Origin of the sequence: Stenotrophomonas sp. TWI809, from assembly GCF_039673205.1 — a bacterium.
In the GTDB taxonomy this organism is placed as follows: Bacteria; Pseudomonadota; Gammaproteobacteria; order Xanthomonadales; family Xanthomonadaceae; genus Stenotrophomonas.
Genome location: NZ_JBDJLE010000023.1, coordinates 48,575 through 70,431, shown reverse-complemented (window position 1 = coordinate 70,431; position 21,857 = coordinate 48,575). Strand labels below are relative to the sequence as shown.

At 67.7% G+C, this 21,857-nt stretch carries 18 protein-coding genes; 5 read left to right on the top strand and 13 right to left on the bottom strand.

Annotated features, from left to right (window positions below; translation table 11 throughout):
• Positions 1-81 precede the first annotated feature (81 nt).
• Complete coding sequence (locus ABE472_RS15790; protein WP_346466593.1) at positions 82-852, bottom strand: DUF4349 domain-containing protein; 771 nt, start codon at positions 850-852, stop codon at positions 82-84.
• 156 nt (positions 853-1,008) lie between these two features.
• Between ABE472_RS15790 and ABE472_RS15785 the strand changes: the two genes are divergently transcribed.
• Positions 1,009-2,817 carry a DUF885 domain-containing protein gene (locus ABE472_RS15785; protein WP_346466590.1) on the top strand — a complete coding sequence of 603 codons (1,809 nt, stop codon included), beginning with the start codon at positions 1,009-1,011 and terminating at the stop codon, positions 2,815-2,817.
• A 196-nt stretch (positions 2,818-3,013) separates the two neighbouring features.
• Here the strand turns inward: ABE472_RS15785 and smrA are convergent, their stop codons facing one another.
• A complete protein-coding gene (gene smrA / locus ABE472_RS15780) occupies positions 3,014-4,846 on the bottom strand; it encodes a multidrug efflux ABC transporter SmrA (RefSeq protein WP_346466589.1) in 1,833 nt (610 codons plus the stop codon).
• 89 nt (positions 4,847-4,935) lie between these two features.
• Complete coding sequence (locus ABE472_RS15775) at positions 4,936-6,513, bottom strand: serine hydrolase (protein WP_346466588.1); 1,578 nt, start codon at positions 6,511-6,513, stop codon at positions 4,936-4,938.
• A gap of 111 nt (positions 6,514-6,624) precedes the next feature.
• Here ABE472_RS15775 and ABE472_RS15770 point away from each other — a divergent pair, with 111 nt between their 5' ends.
• Together ABE472_RS15770 and ABE472_RS15765 are read left to right on the top strand one after the other, a co-directional pair.
• On the top strand, positions 6,625-7,065 hold the full coding sequence (locus ABE472_RS15770) for a VOC family protein (RefSeq protein WP_313210813.1): 441 nt from the start codon (positions 6,625-6,627) through the stop codon (positions 7,063-7,065).
• Positions 7,062-7,880 (top strand): DUF72 domain-containing protein, encoded by an 819-nt coding sequence (locus tag ABE472_RS15765; protein WP_313217705.1) that lies wholly within the window; start codon positions 7,062-7,064, stop codon positions 7,878-7,880. Before ABE472_RS15770 ends, ABE472_RS15765 begins: the two co-directional genes overlap by 4 nt.
• 4 nt (positions 7,881-7,884) lie before the next feature.
• On the opposite strand, the gene ABE472_RS15760 is transcribed toward ABE472_RS15765, so the two are convergent.
• Entirely contained in the window at positions 7,885-8,541 is a 657-nt protein-coding gene (locus tag ABE472_RS15760) for a Pr6Pr family membrane protein (RefSeq protein ID WP_346466587.1), read from the bottom strand.
• Between the two features lie 78 nt (positions 8,542-8,619).
• Here ABE472_RS15760 and ABE472_RS15755 point away from each other — a divergent pair, with 78 nt between their 5' ends.
• Positions 8,620-9,567, top strand: a complete 948-nt coding sequence (locus ABE472_RS15755; RefSeq protein ID WP_346466586.1) for a DMT family transporter — start codon at positions 8,620-8,622, stop codon at positions 9,565-9,567.
• Between the two features lie 52 nt (positions 9,568-9,619).
• On the opposite strand, the gene ABE472_RS15750 is transcribed toward ABE472_RS15755, so the two are convergent.
• The 5 genes from ABE472_RS15750 to ABE472_RS15730 all read right to left on the bottom strand — a co-directional run bounded on the left by ABE472_RS15750 (position 9,620) and on the right by ABE472_RS15730 (position 17,827).
• The gene (locus tag ABE472_RS15750) at positions 9,620-10,690 is read right to left on the bottom strand and encodes a sensor domain-containing diguanylate cyclase (protein WP_313217701.1); all 1,071 of its coding nucleotides are present in this window, start codon (positions 10,688-10,690) and stop codon (positions 9,620-9,622) included.
• A 68-nt stretch (positions 10,691-10,758) separates the two neighbouring features.
• Positions 10,759-11,481 carry a pseudouridine synthase gene (locus ABE472_RS15745; protein ID WP_019184431.1) on the bottom strand — a complete coding sequence of 241 codons (723 nt, stop codon included), beginning with the start codon at positions 11,479-11,481 and terminating at the stop codon, positions 10,759-10,761.
• A 56-nt stretch (positions 11,482-11,537) separates the two neighbouring features.
• The gene (locus ABE472_RS15740; protein WP_346466585.1) at positions 11,538-13,172 is read right to left on the bottom strand and encodes a diguanylate cyclase; all 1,635 of its coding nucleotides are present in this window, start codon (positions 13,170-13,172) and stop codon (positions 11,538-11,540) included.
• 101 nt (positions 13,173-13,273) lie between these two features.
• On the bottom strand, positions 13,274-15,655 hold the full coding sequence (locus tag ABE472_RS15735) for an EAL domain-containing protein (RefSeq protein ID WP_346466584.1): 2,382 nt from the start codon (positions 15,653-15,655) through the stop codon (positions 13,274-13,276).
• 222 nt (positions 15,656-15,877) lie between these two features.
• Positions 15,878-17,827 (bottom strand): DEAD/DEAH box helicase, encoded by a 1,950-nt coding sequence (locus ABE472_RS15730; protein ID WP_346464416.1) that lies wholly within the window; start codon positions 17,825-17,827, stop codon positions 15,878-15,880.
• Between the two features lie 267 nt (positions 17,828-18,094).
• Between ABE472_RS15730 and ABE472_RS15725 the strand changes: the two genes are divergently transcribed.
• Complete coding sequence (locus tag ABE472_RS15725; protein ID WP_019184435.1) at positions 18,095-18,325, top strand: RNA-binding S4 domain-containing protein; 231 nt, start codon at positions 18,095-18,097, stop codon at positions 18,323-18,325.
• 23 nt (positions 18,326-18,348) lie between these two features.
• On the opposite strand, the gene ubiM is transcribed toward ABE472_RS15725, so the two are convergent.
• The 4 genes from ubiM to ABE472_RS15705 all read right to left on the bottom strand — a co-directional run bounded on the left by ubiM (position 18,349) and on the right by ABE472_RS15705 (position 21,768).
• Positions 18,349-19,521 (bottom strand): 5-demethoxyubiquinol-8 5-hydroxylase UbiM, encoded by a 1,173-nt coding sequence (gene ubiM / locus ABE472_RS15720; RefSeq protein ID WP_346466583.1) that lies wholly within the window; start codon positions 19,519-19,521, stop codon positions 18,349-18,351.
• An 89-nt stretch (positions 19,522-19,610) separates the two neighbouring features.
• The gene (locus ABE472_RS15715; RefSeq protein WP_313210793.1) at positions 19,611-20,000 is read right to left on the bottom strand and encodes an MAPEG family protein; all 390 of its coding nucleotides are present in this window, start codon (positions 19,998-20,000) and stop codon (positions 19,611-19,613) included.
• Between the two features lie 18 nt (positions 20,001-20,018).
• Positions 20,019-20,564: a DUF4019 domain-containing protein gene (locus ABE472_RS15710; RefSeq protein WP_313217691.1), complete on the bottom strand. Its 546-nt coding sequence runs from the start codon at positions 20,562-20,564 to the stop codon at positions 20,019-20,021.
• A 61-nt stretch (positions 20,565-20,625) separates the two neighbouring features.
• Complete coding sequence (locus ABE472_RS15705; protein WP_346466592.1) at positions 20,626-21,768, bottom strand: hypothetical protein; 1,143 nt, start codon at positions 21,766-21,768, stop codon at positions 20,626-20,628.
• Positions 21,769-21,857: the final 89 nt, after the last annotated feature.

Sequence of the window (21,857 nt, the reverse complement as noted above, 5' to 3'; positions counted from 1 at the left end):
TTTTTTTTTTTTCTTTGCCAGATTTTTTGGTTTGTAGCGGGGTTGGTGGCCTCCCACCCGGCCCCCCCACGACCGGTCTGGTCAGCGTGCGGCCCCCGCGGCCTTGCGCCGCTTGCGACGGCGCCACAGCGCCACGACCACGGCACCGACCGCCCAGACCACCACGCCGACCGGCACCAAGGCGGCGATCGCGCGGATCACGAAGGCGATGCTGGTGGTGAAGATCGCCCCGAACTCACTGAACGCCTTGCCGATTTCGCTGCGGCTGCGCTGCCCGGCCGGGCCTTCGAAGTGCATCGTCACCAGCTGGGTGTCGATCCGCCGGCGTTGCTGTGCCGCGTCCTTGTTGGCCTGCTCCAGCCCCGCCTCGATCTCCGCCATGCGCTGCGAGACCGCCAACAGGTCGGCCACCTTCATGTCACTGCGCTGCTGATACGCCTGCAGCTGCGCGTGTTCTTTCTGCAACCGCGTCTGGGTCAGCGCGGTATCGGCCACCTGCTGGGCCAGATCTTCGGCATGCGTGTTGCGCGAGGCCACATCGCCGCCTTCACCAGCCAGGGCGATGATCGGTTCCACGCCCTTGGGCGCGATGCGCACGCGGATGGAGCCGGAGCGGGTTTCACCGCCTTCCTCGCCTACCTGCAGCACGGCACAGTCCCCGAACCGGTTGCTCTGGCAGGCCGCGGACACGGCCTTGACCCGCTCACTGATGCGCTTTGCATCCAGCTGGATGCGGATGTCGTGTTCATACGCCAGGAACGCGCCCTCGGGGGACGCCACGGCCCCGGCGGCCGCATCGGCGGCGTAGTTCGGCCCGCTGCGGCCACAGGCCACCAGGACCAACAACAGCATCCCTGCCAGCCCGGCGCGGGCCCGTCCTTTCCACTCGGTCACAGTGCAGCTCCATCAAAAGCGGTGATCTTCACGGCGCATGGTAATCCAATGGCACGGGGACAACGGCGGCCATCGGCCCTATGCTCGGGGATTGTCCCCAGTACAGGAACACCGATGCGCCAGCATCTGCTTGCCCTCGCCCTGATCGCCGCCCTTGGTGGCTGCCAGCAGGCCGACTCCCCGACGCCCACCACCGGCACCGAAGCGGCCATCCCGGCTGGCGATGCCGCGGTCGATGCGGCCTTCGCCGATCTGTCCAAGCGCGCCCTCGACACCTGGATGCAGCTGTCCCCGATCAGCGCCACGCAGATCGGCGACCACCGCTACGACAGCGAGATCGACGACCTGAGCGCGGCCGGCCAGCAGAAGGTGCTGACCGCATACAAGGCACTGCTGGGCGATCTGGACAAGATCGACGTCAGCAAGCTCTCGCGCGAGAACCAGGTGGATGCGGCGATCCTGCGCAACCAGCTGCAGTCCGAGGTCTGGACCGCGGAAGTGCTGCAGTCGCCCAAGTGGGACCCGCAGATGTACAACGGCATGGCCGGCAGCGCGCTCTACGGCCTGATGGCGCGTGAGTTCGCCCCGCTGCCCGACCGCCTGAAGTCGGCGACCGCGCGCATGGAGAAGCTGCCGCAGATCTTCGCCCAGGCCCGCGAGAACCTGGACCCGGCCCGCGTTCCGAAGATCCATGCTGAAACCGTGGCCAAACAGAACCGCGGCATCCTGAGCATCGTCGATACCTTCATCACCCCGCACATCGGTGAGCTGCCGGCCGAGGACCAGAAGCGCCTGCAGGCCGCGATCGAGGGCTTGAAGAAGGCTGTCGACGAGCAGCAGACCTGGCTGGACAAGACCCTGGTGCCGAACGCCAAGGGGGACTTCCGCATCGGTGCGGACCTGTACGACCAGAAGCTGAAGTTCGCGCTGAACTCCTCGCTCTCGCGCGCCGAGATCGGCGAGCGCGCGCGTGCCGAGCTCAAGCGTGTGCGCCAGGACATGTACGGCATCGCGCAGACCGTGCTCAAGGACAAGCCGGGCGCGCCGGCGCTGCCGGCCAACCCGAGCGATGAGCAGCAGCAGGCCGCGATCGAAGCCGCGCTGGAGCTGGCCTATGCCGACAAGCCGGCCCGCGACAAGGTGGTTGACGACGCCAAGGCCGCGCTGGAGCAGTCCACCGAGTTCGTGCGCAAGCATGACCTGGTGACCCTGCCCGATTCGCCGGTCGACATCATCCTGATGCCGGAATTCCAGCGTGGCGTGGCCGTGGCCTATTGCGACTCGCCGGGCCCGCTCGACAAGAACCTGAAGACCTTCTACGCGGTCTCGCCGATCCCGGACGACTGGACGGACAAGCAGGTCGATTCGTTCCTGCGCGAATACAACAGCCGCATGATCCACCTGCTGAGCATCCACGAAGGCACCCCGGGGCATTACCTGGAAGGCTGGCACTCGGGCAAGTTCCCCTCCACGCTGCGCGCGGTGCTGCGTTCGGGCCTGTTCGCCGAAGGCTGGGCGGTCTACACCGAGCGGATGATGCAGGAGCAGGGTTACCTGGACAACGATCCGCTGTTCCACCTGGTGCAGCTGAAGTTCTACCTGCGCACCATCTCCAACGCGATCCTGGATCAGGGCGTGCACGTGGACAACTGGACGCGTGAGCAGGCGATGCACCTGATGACCCACGATGCCTTCCAGCAGGAAAGCGAAGCCTCGGGCAAGTGGGTGCGTGCGCAGCTGACCTCCGCGCAGCTGCCGACCTACTTCGTCGGTGCGCAGGAACACTTCGATACCCGCAAGGCCGTGCAGGACAAGCAGGGCGCGAAGTTCAACCTGAAGGCGTACCACGATCAGATGCTGTCCTACGGCGCCCCGCCGGTGCGCTTCGCGCGCCAGCTGATGCTGGACCAGCCGATCGAGTAAACCCGCCTGGTTCCTCGTCAGACAGGCAACGGCCCGGTGCGAACCGGGCCGCTTTTTTTTTGTGGGGTTTCGTAGAGCCGGGTTCTACCCGGCGGCCTGCGCCACGCAACAGCAGGACCAGCCGGGTAGAACCCGGCTCTACGCGGGGAGCAGCCGACTGACCGTCGGCTCTACCCCCCGGCAGCGTCGGCACCGGTTAGGCATCGGCGGCGACGAAGCCCCCGGTCTGCCGCGCCCACAGCCGCGCATACAACCCGCCCGCCGCGATCAGCTCGGCGTGCGTGCCGGTCTCCACGATGCGGCCCTGATCCATCACCACCAGCCGGTCCATGCGCGCGATGGTGGACAGGCGGTGCGCGATCGCGATCACCGTCTTGCCGGTCATCAACTCGTCCAGGTTGTCCTGGATCGCCGCTTCCACTTCCGAATCCAGCGCCGAGGTTGCTTCGTCCAGCACCAGGATCGGGGCGTCCTTGAGCAGCACCCGCGCGATCGCGATGCGCTGGCGCTGGCCGCCGGACAGTTTCACCCCGCGCTCGCCGACGTGCGCGTCGTAAGCACGGCGCCCTTCCCCATCGACCAGCGTATCGATGAAGGCCGAGGCGCGCGCCTTGGCCACCGCTGCGTGCAACTGTTCTTCCGTCGCATCGGGGCGGCCGTACAGCAGGTTGTCGCGGATCGAGCGGTGCAGCAGCGAGGTGTCCTGGGTGACCACGCCGATCTGCCGGCGCAGGCTCTCCTGGGTGACACCCGCAATGTCCTGGCCGTCGATGCGGATCTGCCCGCTCTCCAGGTCGTACAGACGCAGCAGCACGTTGACCAGGGTCGACTTGCCGGCACCCGAGGGACCCACCAGGCCGATCTTCTCACCGGGTTTCACCTGCAGGTCCAACCCGGCGATCACGCCCCCGCGTTTGCCGTAATGGAAATGGATGTGATCGAAATGCACGGCGCCCTGGCTGACCACCAACGGCACGGCGTCGATACGGTCCTGCACGGTCAGCGGCTGGGAGATGGTGGTGATGCCGTCCTGCACCGTGCCGATATCTTCGAAGATGCCGTTGATGGTCCACATGATCCAGCCGGACATGTTGTGGATGCGGATCACCAGGCCGGTGGCCAGGGTGATTGCGCCGACGGTGATGTGGCCGCCGTTCCACAGCCACAGCGCTAGGCCGCAGGTGCCCACGATCAGGAAGCCGTTGACGATGGCGATGGTGACTTCCAGCCCGGTGGTGACCCGGGTCTGGCCACGGTGCTTGGTGGCCAGTTCGTCGATCGCCTCGGCCACGTAGGCCTGCTCGCGCCCGCCATGGGCGAACAGCTTCAGCGTGGGCACGTTGGTGTAGCCATCCACAATGCGGCCCATCGCTTTGGAGCGTGCTTCGGAGGCGATCCACGCGCGCTCTTTGGCCCGCGGCACGAAGTACCACATGATCACCGCGTAGCCGGCCATCCACAGCCCCAACGGAATCATCAGCCGCCAGTCCGCCTGCGCGAACAGGTACAGCGCGGTGCCGGTGTAGACGATGATGTACCAGAGCGAATCGACCATCTGCACGGCCGATTCACGCAGCGACGTACCCGTCTGCATGACCCGATTGGCCATGCTGCCGGCGAAATCGTTCTGGAAGAAGCTCAGGCTCTGCCGCACCACATAGTTGTGCATCAACCAGCGCGAGCGGTTGCTCAGCCCCGGTACGATCGCCTGGTTCACCAGCAGGCTGTGCAACGACACCAGCAGCGGGCGCGCGATCAGGGTGATGCCGGCCATCCACATCAGCGTGTTGGCATGCCGCGCAAAGAAATCGCTGCCGGGCTGCTCGGCGACCATGTCCACGATGCGGCCAAGGAAATCGAACATCGCCACTTCGACCAGCGCCAACAGCAGGCCGGCGATCAACGTGGCCAGCAGCACCGGCCACACCGGGCGCAGATAGTGGATATAGAACGGCACCACCTTGCGCGGTGGCATGCGCGCATCGATCGGCGGGAAAACCGGAATCAGCGATTCGAACCAGCGGAACATCGCAGTGCACCAAAAACAAAACAGGCCGCGATTATCCCACCGCGGCCTGTCCTTTTACTCTCACCTCCATCACACGCCGGCGACGGGGTTCAGCCCTTGGCCTCGGGCGCGATCGGTGTCAGCAGCAGGTCCTGGAAATCGAAACTGAAATCGGTCAGCGAGGACGCCGCCTGCATGCGGACCTCACGGACGTTGCCGTCCGGATCCAGACTGAAATTCACGAAGGCGTCGGCATTGAGTGACCGGTCGTCCCAGCGCACCAGGAAGGTATCGTGCTGCCAATGTTCCAGCGTGCCGATCAACTGCGCGGTCTTGCCGAAGCGCAGGCGCAGCTTGCCGCCCTGCTGCTCAACGAATACATCGCCGTACCATGCGTCGCGGTAGCCCCCTGCGTAGCGCGCCAGTGGCAGCGACGGCTTGGATCTCGCATCACGTGCGGCCTGGTGCTTGGCCCAGCCTTCGTCTGCTTTCTCCTGTGACTTGGCAACGGCAGCGGCATACGCGGCGACCCAGTCGGTGGCCGGGGCCTGCAGATAGGCATCCAGCGCTTCCATCGTGATGGCATTGAAGGCCGCGCCGACTTCCTGGTTGGTGAGCACCACGATGCCCAGCTTGTGCTCCGGCACCAGGGTCACGCGCGACACCATCCCCGGCCAGCCGCCGGTATGCCAGACCAGCTTCTGGCCGCGGTAGTCGCTCAGGCTCCAGCCTTCGCCATAGCCGGCGAAGTTCGGCCGTGCGGCCGCCAGCTGCGGCACGCTCGGTTCGGGCACGACCTGAGGCGTAATCATCTGCCACATCGCCTGCTGGGTCTTGGCGGTGAACAGTGGCTGCCCGTTCTCCAGCGTGCCGTGGGCCAGCTGCACGTTCATCCAGCGCGCCATGTCGTGCACGCTGGAATAAATGCCGCCGGCGCCGGCATTGTTGGACCAGGTCAGCGGCGCGACGGTGCGCAGCTGGCTGAAATCGTACTTGGCGTGACCGACCGCGGCGTTGTCGCCGGGCTGCAGATGATCGGCGTTGTAGCGGGTGCCTTGCATGCCCACCGGGGTGAAGATGTGCTGCTGCAGGAAGTCCGCATAGGTCTGCCCGGACACCTGTTCGATCACCTGCTGGGCGACCGCGTAGAGAATGTTGTCGTAGGCATAGCGATCACGGAAACCGGCCTTCAGCGGCACCTTGCCCAGCCGCTGCACCACCTCCTTGTTGCTGTAGGAGGTGGTCGGCCAGAACAGCAGGTCGCCCGCGCCCAGGCTCAGGCCACTGCGGTGCGAGAGCAGATCGCGGATGCGCATTTCGCCGGTGACGTACGGATCGGACATGCGGAAGCCGGGCAGATGATCGATCACGCGATCCTCCATCTTCAGCTTGCCCTGCTCGGCCAGCAGATTCAGCGCGGTGGCGGTGAACGCCTTGGTGTTGGACGCGATCGCGAACAGCGTATCGGCCTGGACCGGATCCGGCTTGCCCAGCTCGCGCACCCCGTAGCCGCGCTCCATCACTACCTTGCCATCCTTGACCACCGCCACGGCGATGCCGGGGATGTCGAACTCGGCGCGGGCGCGTTCGATGGTGGCGTCCAGCCGCTGCAGTTCGGCCGGCACGGCGGCCGATGCCAAGGGTGCGCATGCGAGCAGCACGGCGCCTCCGATCCAGGATGTGTTCAAGCAGTGTCTCCGGTTGCGTGTGGCGGGGGCGTCGAGGGTGTCGATGCCCCGGTTTCGCACGATGGTAACGCGGCCCGGATCAGGCTCGCCTGTGCCAGAAGGAGGCCCGCCATGACCGCGCCCGCCGAGACCACCGCCACGATCATTCCCTGCCTGCGCTACCGCGATGCACACGCCGCGATGGCGTGGCTGCAGCGCGCGTTCGGCTTCCAGAAACAGGCGGTGTATGCCGAGGGCGATATCGTCCACCACGCCCAGCTGGTGTATGGCCACGGCATGATCATGCTCGGCTCGGTCGACAACGCCAGCGAGTGGGGCCGCTACAGCGTCCACCCGGACGAGGTCGGCGGTCGGCAGACCCAGAGCGCCTGCGTGATCGTGGCCGATCCGGATGCGCACCATGCGCGCGCCGTCGCCGCGGGCGCGCAGATCGTCATGGACATCGCCGACCAACCGTATGGCGGCCGCGGCTATGCCTGCCGCGATCTGGAAGGTTACCTGTGGTGGTTCGGCAGCTACGACCCGTGGGCCGACCATGCGGGCGGCGCATGAGCACACCGCCCGGCACCATCCGCACCGGCATCGGCGGCTGGGTCTTCCCGGCATGGCGCGGCGGCACGTTCTATCCGGCCGGGCTGCCGCAACGCGAAGAACTGGCCTACGCCAGCCAACAGCTGGGCTGCATCGAGATCAACAGCACGTTCTACCGTGCGCAGAAGCCGGCCATCTATGCGCAGTGGCGCGAGCAGACGCCAGCGGGCTTCCGCTTCTCGGCCAAGGCGCCGCGCACAATCACCCAGACCCATGACCTGACCACCGTTGGTGAACGCGCCGAGCGCTTCATCGAGGGCATCAGCGTGCTGGAGGACCGGCTGGGACCGCTGATCTGGCAGTTCGGCGACAGCCATCCCGCCGGTGCGGACGAATTCGAGCAGTTCCTGGGCATGCTCCCGCGCAAGATCGACGGTCGGCTTCTGCAGCATGCACTGGAGGTACGCAATCCCGCAGCATGGACGCCGGCGCTGTTGGCCGCTGCCCGCGCCCACGGTGCAGCGCTGGTATTCAGTGGCTCGGATGAGTACCCCAGCTTTGCCGACCCGACCGCGGGGTTCCTCTATGCGCGGCTGATGCGCTCGCGCGCCAACCTGCGCGCCGGCTACCCGGCCAGGGCCATGGAGCAATGGTGCCTGCGTGCGATGCGCTGGGCCCGCGGCGAAGACAATCCGGACCTTCCCCACCTTTGCGCCGAACGCCCCGCGCAGCCACCGCGCGAGGTATATGTGCTGTTCATCGGTGCGGCCAAACAGCGCAATCCCGGCGCGGCGATGGCGCTGCGCGATCAGCTGCAGCTGCTCGGCGGCAGCTGATGCGTTAGCGGTTCCGGCGGCGCGCCGCCAAGGCACCATCCAGCCACCACACCAGCGCACCGCACACGACGAACACCACTGCCACGGACAGCGCATTGCGCGCAACCAGCGCGATGCCCAGCGCGCCCAGGTCCAGGAAGGGATACGGGTACTGCCCACTGAGCCGCCCGACCAGCAGGGCCCAGCCGAGGTAGACCGTCGGCAACGCCAGTGTGCTGAGCAACCCACGCCGATGCAGGCCGCCATGCGGCCCGGCCAGCCAGCCAAGCAGATACAGCACGGGCACCGCGTAATGCAGGCCGGCATCGGCCCACCATTGCGCGCCCTGCGGGTGCCACAGCGGACGCAGGATGATCACGTAGATCAACCCGGTGATGCCGATGAACAGCGCCACCGCCGCGCGCGGGACCGGGCCGGCCAGCCCTTCACGGCGGCCCCGGGCCAGTGCCAGGCAGACCGCGGCGACGCCGATGTTGCTCAGGATGGTGAAGTAGCCCAGGTAGCGCAGCGTCGCGTCCGCAGCCCCCAGGCCGGGCGTGCGCAGCAGCAGGTGGTACTGCAGCAGCAGTGCCACCACGGCGACCGCGGCGGTGAGGCCGGCCAGGGCACGCAGGGCGTGCGGCAGTCCGGCGGGGACAGGGGCGATGGGCAGGCGCGTCATCGCCGCAGAATGCCATGACCCCGCGCGGGATCGCGTGCAGGGCATCCTTCGCGGCGCGGCTTGTCGCACAATAGGCGGATGCCGATGACCGATACCCGCAGAGCCCTGCTGCAAATCCATTTCTGTGTGCTGCTGTGGGGCGTCACCGCCATCCTTGGCAAGCTGATCACCCTGCCCGCGCTGCCGCTGGTGTGGTGGCGCATGTTGCTGGTGGTGGCGATGCTGGCCCTGGTGCCGCGCGTGTGGCGCGGGCTGCGCCAGCTGCCCCCGCGGCTGGTCGCCGGTTACTGCGGTGTGGGCGCGCTGGTCGCGCTGCACTGGCTCACGTTCTATGGCGCGGTGAAGCTGGCCAATGCCTCGGTGGCGGCGACCTGCATCGCGCTGGCGCCGGTGTTCACCGCGGTGATCGAACCCTGGGTGGCCAAGCGCCCCTTCCAGTTCCGTGAGCTGGCCTTCGGGATCCTGGTCCTGCCGGGCGTCGCGCTGGTGGTGGGCGGCGTGCCCGATGGCATGCGCCTGGGCGTCCTGATCGGCGCGCTCTCGGCGCTGCTGGTGGCGATCTTCGGCTCACTCAACAAGCGCCTGGTCAGTCATGCCGACCCGCTCACCGTGACCGCGCTGGAACTCGGTGCGGGCACGCTGACGCTGACCCTGCTGGCGCCGGTACTGCCCTTCCTGCTGCCGGCCCTGGCCAGCGACCTGTGGGTGATCCCGGACCTGCACGACGGCCTGCTGCTGTTGGCCCTGGCCGGGCTGTGCACGCTGCTGCCGTTCGCGCTCGCGCTGGTCGCCCTGCGCCACATCAGCGCCTACACCTCGCAGCTGGTGACCAATCTTGAGCCGGTCTACGCGATCCTGCTGGCGATGGTGCTGCTCAGCGAGCAACGGGAGCTGACCCCGCTGTTCTATGCCGGCGTGGCGATCATCGTGGGGGCGGTGTTCCTGCACCCGCTGCTCAACCGCCGCCGGAAGGTGCAGCACCCGGAACTCCTGGCGACGTCCGAGGCACGCAACATCGCCGATTGAGCGGGCGTACCGGCCAACACCCGGTACCTGCCGCGGATACGGCCCGTGCACCTCAGTCGGCGCGGATGACCCGGTTGCGCCCCTCGCCCTTGGCCCGGTACAGCGCCGCATCGGCGCGGGCCAGGGTCTGCTCGATCGCATCGCCGTGGCGGTGCGCGGCCACCCCGATGCTGATCGTCAACGGCAGGCCCAGCGGCAGATCGGCTACCGCCATGCGCAGGAAATCGCACTGCAGCTCTGCCGTGGCCAACGGCGTGTCGGGCATCAGCACCACGAACTCTTCGCCGCCATAGCGCGCCGCCAGGCCATGCCCGGCGAAATGCGCGCGCAGCAGCCGGGCCAGTTCGGCCAGCACGTGATCGCCGGTGGCATGACCGTACAGATCGTTGACGGTCTTGAAGTGGTCGATGTCGAGCAGCGCCACAGCGGTCGCGCGCGGGTGACCATCGGCATCCACCACCGCCGCCTCCAGCGCGGTGCTCATCGCGCGGCGGTTGGGCAGGCCGGTGAGCGGGTCGGTGCGGCTCTGTTCGGCCAGGTCGGCGTTCTGCTGTTCCAGCAGTTCGTTGTACTCGGCCAGGCGCTGCTCGTACCAGGCGCGATCGGTCATGTGCTGCTGTATTTCATGCGCATACCGGCGCAGCTCCATCACCAGCGAAACCTGCCGCGACAGCGCCGACAGGGCATCGCGCTGGCCGGGGCTGAGCTGCCCGGGGGCGGCATCGAACACGCACAGCGTGCCCAGGGGCAGGCCGTCACTGCTCAGCAGCGGCGCGCCCGCATAAAAACGGATATGCGGCTCATCGACCACGACCGGGTTGTCGAAAAAGCGTGGGTCGGTTCGCGCATCCTCGACCACCATCACCTGGTCCGGCTGCAGGATGGCGTGACCGCAGAAGGAGATGTCCCGGCTGGTTTCCGGTGCGTCCAGCAGCTGCCGCGCCTTGAACCACTGGCGCTCCTGGTCGACCAGGGTCACCGCGCCCATGTGGGTGCCGCACAGCGCGGTGGCGATCGTGACCAGATCATCGAAGGACCGCTCGCGCGGCGTATCCAGGATCTGATACCGCTGCAGCGCCAGCAGGCGCTGTGCTTCGTTGTCCGGCTTGGACGGCTTGATCATCGTGGCAGGCGGTGGCGTGTGCCGGATCAGTCTAGCCCGGGTACGGTGTCACGGCGTGACGCACAGCATCACCAGTCCAGCTGTTTGGGCAGCAGGCCTTTGAGCTCGGCATCGGTGAGATTGCGCCACTGCCCCGGCTTGAGCGCACCGAGTTTGATGTTGTCGATGCGCACGCGGCGCAGCTGGGTGACCCGGAAACCGAACGCGGCCGCCATCAGGCGGATCTGCCGGTTCAAGCCCTGCTGCAGCGTGATCCGGAACCCGAACTTGGCCAGCTTGCTGGTCCGGCACGGCAGCGTGACCTCATCGCGGATGCGCACGCCGCGGGCCATGCCACGCAGGAACTCATCGGTGACGGCCTTGTTGACCGCGACCATGTATTCCTTCTGGTGCCCGTTCTCGGCGCGCAGGATCTGGTTGACGATGTTGCCGTTGCTGGTCAGCAGGATCAGGCCTTCGGAATCCTTGTCGAGGCGGCCGATCGGGAAGATGCGCTGCTCGTGGCCGACGAACTCCACGATGTTGCCCTTGACCGAACTTTCGGTGGTGCAGGTGATGCCCACCGGCTTGTTCAGCGCGATATAGACGTGCTTGCGGCCGCCGGCCTTCTTCGCTTCGCGCGCGCGCAGCGGCTGGCCGTCGACCAGCACCACGTCCTGTTCGCCCACCACCGCACCGGTACCGGCCGGATGGCCATTGACGGTGACGCGGCGTTCGCCGATCAGGCGGTCGGCTTCGCGCCGGGAACAGAAGCCGGTGTCGGCGATATGCTTGTTGAGTCGGGTTGTCATCGGCCCATTATCGGGCAAAAGGCGGTCGCTGCTGCGTTTTTCCGCGTGTCGGCGGTTCAGGCCGGCAGCGGATCGCCGGCGGTCGTGGTGCGCTCGCCGTCATGGATCTGGTTGCGACCGTTGCGCTTGGCGCAATACATGGCGTGGTCGGCCCGGCGCAGCAGCCCGGCCAGGTCGTCACTGCCCGGCTTGAGCACGGCCAGGCCGATGCTGGCCGAGACCGTCAGGCCGGGAATGCCGAGTGTCTGGGTGACTGCGGCCACCTGCTGGCGCACCGTCTCCAACCGCGCCACGGCGGCGGCATGGCCGGCGCCGGGCAACAGCACCAGGAATTCTTCGCCGCCCATCCGGATCACATCGTCGTGATTGCGCACCGAGCCGCGCAGCGCGCGCGCCACCGCGACCAGGACCTGATCGCCGACGTCGTGGCCGAACTGATCGTTGATGTTCTTGAACAGATCGATATCCAGGAAGCCGATTGCCAGTGCATGCGGTTCCTGGCGTGCCCGTTCCAGGTATTCGGCGAGCAGGCGCAGGCCGGCGCGGCGATTGGGCAGGCCGGTCAGCATGTCGGTATCGGCGAGCTGGCGCATTTCATCGCGCTGGCGGCGCAGCCGGCCCAGCCGCAGGTTCAGGGCATAGGCGGCCATCATCAGGAACCAGGTCGCCGACAGCTGCAACGCTTCGATCCGGTATGCCACCAGCCACTGCGCATCCAGCGCATCGGCCCCGATCATGATCCACCAGGGGGCCAGCGCGGCCAGCCCCGGCAGTGCATGCGCATCGCGCTGCCACAGCCCCCACAGGCCTGCGCCGAGACACAGCGTGCAGCCCGTGAGGAAGACCCACTCCAGCAGCTCGGACACCACGGCCAGGCCGTCCGGCCCCCACAAAGGCACGGTCAGCCCCATGGCCACCAGTCCCCACAGCACCGCATGCTGGGCCGGGCGGGAGCGCGGCCAGCGGCGATCGCCGCCGTTCAGTCGCCACAGGATGGGCAGCAGCAGCGCTTCGGTGAACGCGCTCAGCGCGACCAGCCACCACGAGGCGTGTTCGTGCACGGGCAGCCACGGCTCGGGATAGCCGCTCAAGCCCCCCAGCACCGCCTGCCACAGCACGAACACCGCGCACGCGCCGACATACACCAGGAACAAGCGGTCGCGGGTGGTGACCCACCCCATCATTGCCGACAGTGCCAGCGCGATCGCCACCGCGATGCAGGCGGCGCGCATCAGCAGCCGTGCCGTATCGTTCTGCTGCACCGGGCTCGGTGCCCCCAACTGGATGGTCGGCACCCAGCGCGGCTTGAGCGGGCGTGTCCAGGAGACCACGATCGGCTCATGGTTGCCGGCCTCGGGCACCACCACCAGCCCGACCCCTGCACGGAAACGCGAATCACGGGTACGCGCATCGTGCATGCTGCCGCAGATCTCGCGGTCACCGTGGCTGATGCGGACCTCGCCGGTGAGCACGCCGAACACATCCACGGCCTGGGGCTTGCCCGACCAGCCGGCGGCCGGGGCCGGGATGGACAGCACTTCCTGGTGGCGTGCCAGCACATCCGGGGTGCACGCGCGCTGGGGGGTGACCGCATCGGTCGCCCCGCCCAGCAACAGGAAATCCTGCCCCACGCGCGGGGCCGCCTGCAGGCTCCAGGGCAACAGCCACAGCAGCACCAGCGCAAGCGCCATCCACCCGATTGAATACCCGCCCCCGTTGCTCACACTGCGCCCTGCCCGCCCGTGATCGCCCGCGCACACCGTGTCCGCTGTCGTCGGCGAGGATTATCGCATCATGGCGCGCCCCGCCAGGCCTCGGAGGGCCGCCCCGCGCCCACCGGCCGTATCGCCAGCTGGGTCATCCGCTCCAGCGGAATCGGCCGTTCGATCGCATACCCCTGCAGGCCCTCCACGCCCATCTGCGCCAGCTGATCGGCGACCACCGCCGATTCCACCCATTCGGCCACCACCATCATGTGCAGCTCGCGGCCGACCTCGGTGATCGCGCGCACCGCGGCGCGGTTGACCGGATCCAGGTTCATGTCGCGCACGAACACGCCGTCGATCTTGAGCATGTCCGCCGGCAGTTGCCGCAGGTAGCCGAACGAGGACAGCCCCGAGCCGAAATCGTCCAGCGCCATGCGGCAGCCACGCGCTTTCACCGCATCGATGAAGGCGCGCGCCTGGTCCAGGTTGCTGACCGCCGCGGTCTCGGTGATTTCAAAGCACAGCTTGCGCGCCAGGCCGCGGTTGCGTTCAAGCAGATCGGTGACGAAGGCCAGGAAGCTCGGCTCGGCGATCGACTGCGCGGACACGTTGACGTTGCACAGGCCCAGCTGCTGCACATGGCTCGGGCACACCTGCAGGTGCCGGAACAGCAGCGACAGCACATGCCGGTCCAGTGCCATGCCCATGCCGTATCGCTCCACCGCGCCCATGAACTCGGCCGGCCCCTGCAACGCGCCTTCCGGGCTGCGCATGCGCACCAGCACTTCGTAATGCAGGAACTCCGGATCGCCGACCCGCTCGATACGCTGGGCATACAACAGCATGCGGTTCTCGGCCATCGCGCTGGAAACATGGGCCAACCGCTCCGCTTCGCGCCGCCGCTCATCCAGTGCCATGCGGCTCTCGTTGTAGCAGTGCACCCGGTTGCGACCGGCTTCCTTGGCCGCGTAGCAGGCACTATCGGCGGCGCTCATCAACCAGTTCACATCCGGCGCATCCGGGCTGATCTCAACGACCCCGATGCTGCAGCTCACCCGGGGTGCGCCGTCGCCCTGCTGGATGCTGACCTGGCCAAGCGTGCGCACCACCCGCTGCAGCACCTGCTTGGCTTCATCCTGCCCGGCATTGGCCAGGAACAGGGCGAACTCGTCGCCACCCAGGCGGCCGACCCAGTCGCCATCGCGCACCGCCCCCACCAGGTAATCGGCGAAGCTGCGCAGCAGCTGATCGCCAGCAGCATGGCCGAGCCCGTCGTTGACCAGCTTGAAGTAGTCCAGATCGATGTAGCACAGCGAGTGGGTGCCGCCCGCGGCCCGTACCGCCACCAGCGCCTGTTCGAGCAGCCGCTCGATCTCGCGGCGGTTGATCAGCCCGGTCAGCGGGTCGTGACTGGCGTGGTGCTCCACCTCGCGTGCCAGGGCATGGTTCTGCGAAACATCTTCCACCAGCGCGAACACCGCCGGCGCCCGCGCCCGGGTGTGCACCACGGTACCGCTCCAGCGCCCCCACATCAGGTTGCCGTCGGCACGCAGGAAGCGCAGCTCACCGGGGCGCAGCTGCCGCGGCCAGTCGATCCGGCCGTGCTCGTCCAGGACCAGCTCGCCCTCCACCAGCAGATCGGCCAGCGACAGACTGAGCAGCGCTTCGCGGCGTTGGCCGAGGATATCGGCCATTGCCTGGTTGGCCTCAATGATGCCGCCGCCCTCATCCAGCTTGAGCATGCCCACCGTGGCCTGGTAGAACGCGGCCCGGAACCGGCTCTCCTGTTCGGTCAGGTCATTGCGCACGCGTCGCGCCAGCAGCACGGCGACCAGGGTGATCGCCAGCACCGACAGCCCGCCGACGATGAAGGTCGTCATGCGCACCATCGCCGCGGTGTGCAGCAACGCGCTGGAGAACGCACGCGCCTGGTTCTGCATCCCCACATCCAGCGCCTGCACCCGGCGCAGCAGGGCCTGCTGCGCCGCCGGTGTCAGTGTGCCGGCGGCATGCCCGGCCTGGACCCGGTCGGTGATGGCCACCAGTTGCAGCAGATCGTCATCGGTGTCGCGCCACAGTCGTACCGCATCGCGGAAATACGGCTGATCGCGCAGGTAGCGATACGAGAGGATCAAACGGTTGATGTCGCCACGGGCGTTGCCGCCCTCAATGAAGCCCTGGCGTGCTGCGGCGATGTCCGGGTCGGCCTGCTCGAGGGCACGGCGGGCGGTGAGATCGCCCAGCGGCACCCGCAGCGCCTGCCGGGTTGCGCCCAGGTCAACAGCATCCCCCGAGGCGATGTACCGCGACAGCGCGTGAGTGGCCTGCTGCTGGCCACGCGACCAGTGGCTCTGGCCCATGATCCACGCCGTGGAGGCCGCCTGCAGCTCCTGGATCAACGCGGAAATCCCGACCAGGCCGATGGCCATGCCGGTCAACAACACGAAGCGCAGGGTCAGGCCCCGCATCGAACACGGTATCGCGGTCCTGCCACTCTCCCTGCGACCTCCAGACATCGCCGATCCCCCCGGGACTGCGGATGTGGAAACTCATTCCATTGGAGCATGGTCCAATCCGCAGGCTAGGGCCAGCACTGTTGAGACGGTGCGAAACCGGTCGACCGGGACGCGGAGGCCGGATACGACGACGCCAGCCCGGAGGCTGGCGTCGCGTTGATCACCCTGGGGCGATCAGAAGTTGCGCGGACCGCGCGGCTTGAAGCCGTCACGACGCGGCGGGCGGTCGTTGCCGCCCGGGCCGCTGCGCGGGCCACCCGGACCGCCCGGACCACGCGGCTTGCCACCGAACTTCGGCTTGAAGGCCGGACGCGCCGACGGGGTCAGGTCTTCACCCGGCTCGACCTTGCGCATCTGAAGCTGCTGGCCCGAGACCCACACCTTCTTCAGGTGGGTCAGCAGGTCCTGCGGCATTTCGGCCGGCAGGTCCAGCACCGAGAAGTCGTCGTGGATGTCGATGCGGCCGATGAAACGGCTTTCCAGGCCGGCTTCGTTGGCGATCGCGCCGACGATGTTGCCCGGCTTCACGCCGTGGACGTGGCCCACTTCGATACGGAAGGTTTCCATACCCGGCTCGGCGGCACCGCGCGGGGCGATGTCACGGCGCGGGGCGCGCTCGACGCCGCCTTCGCTGTTGCCGAAGTCGCCTTCCGGACGCGGCGGACGCGGGCCACGGTCGTCTTCACGACGCGGACCCCGCTCGAAGCGCGGCTCGAAACGGGCCGGACGCTCGCCACGGTCGTTGCTGCGCTCGTTGCGCTGATGCGGGGCACGCTCTTCACGGGCACCACGGACCGGCGGGGTCAGCAGGAACGGCGAATCACCCTGCAGCAGCTTGGCCAGCGCCGCGGCGATCTCGATCGCCGGCACGTTCTTCTCGCCTTCCAGGCGCTGCAGCAGGTCGCGGTAGAACTCGGTGCCACCGGCATCGAGCACATCGCTGATGCGGCTCATGAACTTGGTGATGCGGGTGTCGTTGACCGCGTCCACGCTCGGCAGCTGCATCTCTTCGATCGGCTGGCGGGTGGCGCGCTCGATGGCCCGCAGCATGCCCTTTTCGCGCGGGGTGGCGAACAGGATCGCATCACCGGTGCGGCCGGCACGGCCGGTACGGCCGATGCGGTGCACGTAGCTTTCGGTGTCGTACGGGATGTCGTAGTTCAGCACGTGGCTGATGCGCTCCACGTCCAGACCACGGGCGGCCACGTCGGTGGCGACCAGGATGTCCAGCTTGCCTTCCTTCAGCATGCCGATGGTGCGCTCGCGCTGGGCCTGCTGCATGTCGCCGTTGATGGCGGCCGCGGCCAGGCCACGTGCCTGCAGCTTCTCGGCCAGCTCTTCGGTGGCTGCCTTGGTACGCGAGAAGATGATCATCGCGTCGAACGGTTCCACTTCCAGGATGCGGGTCAGCGCGTCCAGCTTGTGCATGCCGCTCACCCACCAGTAACGCTGGCGGATGTTGGCCGAGGTCGTCGTCTTGCTGACGATGGTCACTTCGGCCGGGTTCTTCAGGTAGGTCTGCGCGATGCGGCGGATCTGCGACGGCATGGTGGCCGAGAACAGGGCGACCTGACGGGTCTCCGGCAGCTTCTTCAGCACGGCTTCAACGTCGTCGATGAAGCCCATGCGCAGCATTTCATCGGCTTCGTCCAGCACCAGCGTCTTCAGCTCGGACAGGTCCAGGGTGCCGCGCTCGAGATGATCGATCACGCGGCCCGGGGTGCCGACGATGACGTGCACGCCACGGCGAAGGGCCGACAACTGCTGGCCATAGGGCTGGCCGCCGTACACCGGCAGCACGCGGAAGCCGGGAATGCCGGAGGAATAGGTCTGGAACGCCTCGGCGACCTGGATGGCCAGTTCGCGGGTCGGCGCCAGCACCAGCACCTGCGGCTTGGTCTGGTTGAAATCGAGGTTGGACAGCACCGGCAGCGCGAAGGCGGCGGTCTTGCCGGTACCGGTCTGGGCCTGGCCGAGCACGTCACGGCCTTCCAGCATGGCCGGAATGGTGGCGGCCTGGATCGGCGACGGGGTTTCGTAACCGACAGTGGCGACGGCCTGCATCACAGCGTCGGACAGGCCGAGATCTGCGAACAGCAGCGGCGCGGGGGATTCTTGGGACATGGGAAACTCCGAAACACCGCCGTTTTGGAAGGCAGTGAGATAAAAAAGGGGGATGGTCCGCGCTTTGGGCGCCCTTTCTTATCGCGTGCCCTGGCGCTGCTCGGTCGGAGGAGAATTCACTCACTCAGGGGGCGATGATACCGCATCGTTCCTGAACAACGTATACAGATTCCGGGATGGATCCCGTTGCCCCGCCTGCTGGCGCACAATACGCGCCCTTTCACGGCCCGGTCCCACGTCCGCGCCTCTTCCCAGGATACCCGCTCCATGCAGACCCTCGAATTTGAACTGGACCGCGACTACGTCGAGCTCAAGCAGCTGCTCAAGCTGGCCGACCTGGTCACCAGCGGCGGCGAGGCCAAGACCGTGATCGGCGACGGCCAGGTCCTGGTCGACGGCGAGGTCGAGCTGCGCAAGGCATGCAAGATCCGCGCGGGCCAGCAGGTGCAGTTCGCCGACACCGTCATTCACGTGATCGCCGACAGCGACGCGCCCTGACCCTGTGTGACGACCAACGGTCATCACCTACCGGTGAGGTGGGCCGCGATCAGCTGGCGGAACGGGGCCACCCCGTGCGCCAGCCGCAGTCCGGCCCGGCGCAGCAGCCGCGCCGGCAGACGGTCATCGGTGTACAGCGAAGCGATCGCATTGGTCGCCTCGTAAAGCGGCCGCGAGGCCAGCCGGTGCCCGCGCTCGTAAGCGGCCAGCCCGGCGGGTGCGGCGATGTCGCGTCCCTGCCCGGCGGCCTTGCGCAGGCGCCCGGCCAGGCGATGCTGGCTCTGCAACCCCAGATTGAAGCCATGCGCGGTGACCGGATGCATGCCGACAGCGGCATCGCCGATCAACGCACAGCGATCGCCGGCGAACGCGTTGGCATACACCCCCACGAGGGGATAGGCCACCGGCGTGGCCACCGGCCGCATCGCGCCCAGCCGATGCTCGAAAAAGCCACTGAGGCTGCGGCCGAAATCGGCCTCGTCCTGGGCCATCAAGGCCGCGATCTGCCGCGGCGGCAGCGTGATGACGGCCGAGGCCTGGTCGCCATTGAGCGGCAGCAGGGCCATGGTGCGGCCATAGCCGAACCACTCCCAGGCGGTGTGCTGGTGCGGCACCTCGATCTGCATGCGGCAGACCAGCATCGATTTGCCGAAGTCACGCAGCTGCGCGCCGATCCCCAGCAGGCGGCGGGTGGAGGAGAAGCGGCTGTCGGCAGCCACCACCAGCCGCGCGGCCAGCTGGCGGCCATCGGCCAGGGTCACCACGCTGTGGGCCGGACCCGGGCTCACGGCCGTGACGCTGGCCTGGTCCAGGATCTCCAGACCGGACTGGCCCTGCACGCTCTGCCAGGCGGCGCGGCGGATCAGATGGTTGGGCACCAGCCAACCGAGGTCGTCACCGGTGCGCTGGTCCGCGGCGAAGGTCAGCGCGAACGGCGATCCGCCGTCCATCACCTTGGCATCGCGCAGTGGGGAAATCTCGGCGGGATCCAGCTGCGCCCACAGGCCCAGCGATACCAGGATCTGGCGGGAGGCATGGGTCAGCGCGATTTCGCGGCCGTCGAACGCGGCCTGCGCCAACGCGGCACGCGGCTGCTGTTCGATCAGGGTGACGCTCAGGCCGGTATCGGCCAGCGCGCGCGCGAAGCACAGCCCGGTCGGGCCGGCGCCCACCACCACCACATCCACTGACTGCATGATCCCATCCTGCCGTTACGTGTCCATCGCAGCTTAACGCCGCAGCGCCGGCGCCGTCCTTGATCTGGATCAGGCGCGCCAGCGCGGGTTCACAGCAGCGCCCACAGCAGCATCACGATGCCCAGCAGCGATACCAGCCACACCAGGCTGCGCACATACGGCACGCCGGCGGCGTACAGCGGCAGATAGATCAGTCGTGCCCAGAAGTACAGTTGCACGGCCACGGCCGTCATCCCGTCCTGGCGCTGGGTCAGCACCACCGCCAGCACCGCCGCGGCGAAGAAGGGGAAGGTTTCCATGAAGTTGCTCTGCGCCCGCTGCAGGCGGCCAGCCAGCGGACTCGGCGCCGGCATCGGCTGATCGCGCGCCGACGCATTCCAGCCGATCCCGCGCTCACGGGTGATCAGGGTGGAAGGCGCAAACACGTGCACGAGGCCGAGCAGCATCGACCACACCAGCATCTGGATCTCGATACTCATCTGTGCAGGCTCCGGCAATCAGGGGGTGGCGGCACGCACGCTGTAACCGGCCAGTCGCCAGATGCGGTCTTCATCGAACCGGAAGGAGACCAGTTCACGCACCGGTTGGGCACTGTTGGCAAAGCGCGTGGGGAAGCTGACGTTGATGTACAGGCCCTCCGGGACGGTCGCGCCGGCGGCGTACTTGACCCGGGTGACCACTGGCTGGCCGCGCGAGGCCAGCGCGCCAAGGCGCTGACGATCGGCGGTGAGCTGGCTGACGAAGGCCTGCTCGGTGACCGATTTCTTCGCCACGGCGGAGGCGCCTTTCCAGGCCTCGCCCGCACGGTTGGCATCGATCAGATGGGCGACCTGCAGTGCGGCCGCGCTCATCTCCGCATCCTGCTTCTGTACCTGCGCCTGCTGCGCCGGGCTGAGTGCCGGGCGTGCCGAAGGAGCGGCGGCCGGCGCGGCAGCGGGCGCGGGGCGCGCCGGGGCCGGTGCAGGCGTGGCCGGCGGCGGAGGCGTCTGGGCCAGCGCGGCGAAAGGCAGCAGAGCGGACAACAGCAGCAGCGGAACACGCATCAGGACACCGTTGGCTGGAAGGAACTGCCTGCCAGTCTACGGGATGGACGTGAGTCCTCCGTCAGTTGCGCTCGGCCGCCTCGGGCGGTGCGGGGCGAGCATCGCCGAGGGTCTGCTCCACCGTCTCCGGCCGACCCGGTGCCGTCGTGTCCGGCAGCAGCGTGGAGACATCGATCTCCGACAGCGGGCTCTCGTCCGGGCAGGTCTCATCCGGGAAGCCGAAGCGCTGCTTCAGTGCCTGGCCACAGCTGTTGACGGCCTCCAGTTCACTGCCTTCGCGCTTGCACTCCTGATCGAAAGCGACCAGGAAGGCATCCTTGCGGCGGACAAACGCATCGCCGCATTTGCGCATCTGCTTGATCCGTTCCAGGTCATCCTGCACCGCGTTGGTGCCATCCAGCCCGAACTGACGCAGCTCCTCGGCGGTGAGCAGGCGCAGGCTGCGGTTGGGCACCGTCATCATCAGATCCGCCACGCCCACGGCCACGCCGTTGCGCTGCAGGTAATCCTTGACGTTGTCGTAGACCTCATGGAGTTCGCGGTTGAGCTCGGCGCGCGAGGTGGCCTTGGAGCTGATCCGCATCATCCGGTGGATGCCGACCTTGCCCGATACCAACCGGTTGTCGCCGGCGGCCAGCACGAACACGCAGGCGCTGTGGCAGACCGAGCCTTCGCGCACCCAGATCGTCCAGTTGGATTCGCCGATGCGATCCCCCGCCACGATGGCGGCTTCGACCTGGCCACCACTGGAATCCAGATCGAGGATGCGGCGGGAAATACGCTGGGCATCGGCGACCACGGCCAGCCGCGCGACCAGCTCGGAGAAACCGGGATTGATCTTGCCCACATAGCGCACGCGCAGCAGGCCACGTTCGGCGCACGGCTGCAGGGCGGCATCGATACTGGGCCTGTCCAATGCCTCCAGCGGCGCACCATCGCCCGCGTCGCCGGCATAGTCGGTATCGCAGCTGATCCACGCCTTGCCGTTTTCCAGGGCTGCTTCCGGCCAGCTCAGGTCACCGCGCTTGGGCGCGGGCGGCGGTGGTGGCGGCGCATCGGCGGCGTTGATCGAGACCATGTGGTCGCCATCGGCGGTCTGTGCCCGCACGGCCTTGTCGGCGGCAGTGACATTGCCCGGGTTTTCCAGCTGGCTGCAACCGGCCAGACCCAGGCACAACAACGGCAACCACCACGACTTGAGCAACATGGACAACCCGGAATCCTTGCGAGGGGGAATGCGCGGCAAAACCAGCGCAGATGCACAGTCTAGTGCGCGACCGGCGCGGCGCGGCA

Coding starts and splice junctions, on each gene's coding strand:
- ABE472_RS15790 (WP_346466593.1), bottom strand. CDS start 852: ATGCTGTTGTTGGTCCTGGTGGCCTGTGGCCGCAGCGGGCCGAACTAC.
- ABE472_RS15785 (WP_346466590.1), top strand. CDS start 1,009: ATGCGCCAGCATCTGCTTGCCCTCGCCCTGATCGCCGCCCTTGGTGGC.
- smrA (WP_346466589.1), bottom strand. CDS start 4,846: ATGTTCCGCTGGTTCGAATCGCTGATTCCGGTTTTCCCGCCGATCGAT.
- ABE472_RS15770 (WP_313210813.1), top strand. CDS start 6,625: ATGACCGCGCCCGCCGAGACCACCGCCACGATCATTCCCTGCCTGCGC.
- ABE472_RS15765 (WP_313217705.1), top strand. CDS start 7,062: ATGAGCACACCGCCCGGCACCATCCGCACCGGCATCGGCGGCTGGGTC.
- ABE472_RS15760 (WP_346466587.1), bottom strand. CDS start 8,541: ATGACGCGCCTGCCCATCGCCCCTGTCCCCGCCGGACTGCCGCACGCC.
- ABE472_RS15755 (WP_346466586.1), top strand. CDS start 8,620: ATGCCGATGACCGATACCCGCAGAGCCCTGCTGCAAATCCATTTCTGT.
- ABE472_RS15750 (WP_313217701.1), bottom strand. CDS start 10,690: ATGATCAAGCCGTCCAAGCCGGACAACGAAGCACAGCGCCTGCTGGCG.
- ABE472_RS15745 (WP_019184431.1), bottom strand. CDS start 11,481: ATGACAACCCGACTCAACAAGCATATCGCCGACACCGGCTTCTGTTCC.
- ABE472_RS15740 (WP_346466585.1), bottom strand. CDS start 13,172: ATGGCGCTTGCGCTGGTGCTGCTGTGGCTGTTGCCCTGGAGCCTGCAG.
- ABE472_RS15735 (WP_346466584.1), bottom strand. CDS start 15,655: ATGCGGGGCCTGACCCTGCGCTTCGTGTTGTTGACCGGCATGGCCATC.
- ABE472_RS15730 (WP_346464416.1), bottom strand. CDS start 17,827: ATGTCCCAAGAATCCCCCGCGCCGCTGCTGTTCGCAGATCTCGGCCTG.
- ABE472_RS15725 (WP_019184435.1), top strand. CDS start 18,095: ATGCAGACCCTCGAATTTGAACTGGACCGCGACTACGTCGAGCTCAAG.
- ubiM (WP_346466583.1), bottom strand. CDS start 19,521: ATGCAGTCAGTGGATGTGGTGGTGGTGGGCGCCGGCCCGACCGGGCTG.
- ABE472_RS15715 (WP_313210793.1), bottom strand. CDS start 20,000: ATGAGTATCGAGATCCAGATGCTGGTGTGGTCGATGCTGCTCGGCCTC.
- ABE472_RS15710 (WP_313217691.1), bottom strand. CDS start 20,564: ATGCGTGTTCCGCTGCTGCTGTTGTCCGCTCTGCTGCCTTTCGCCGCG.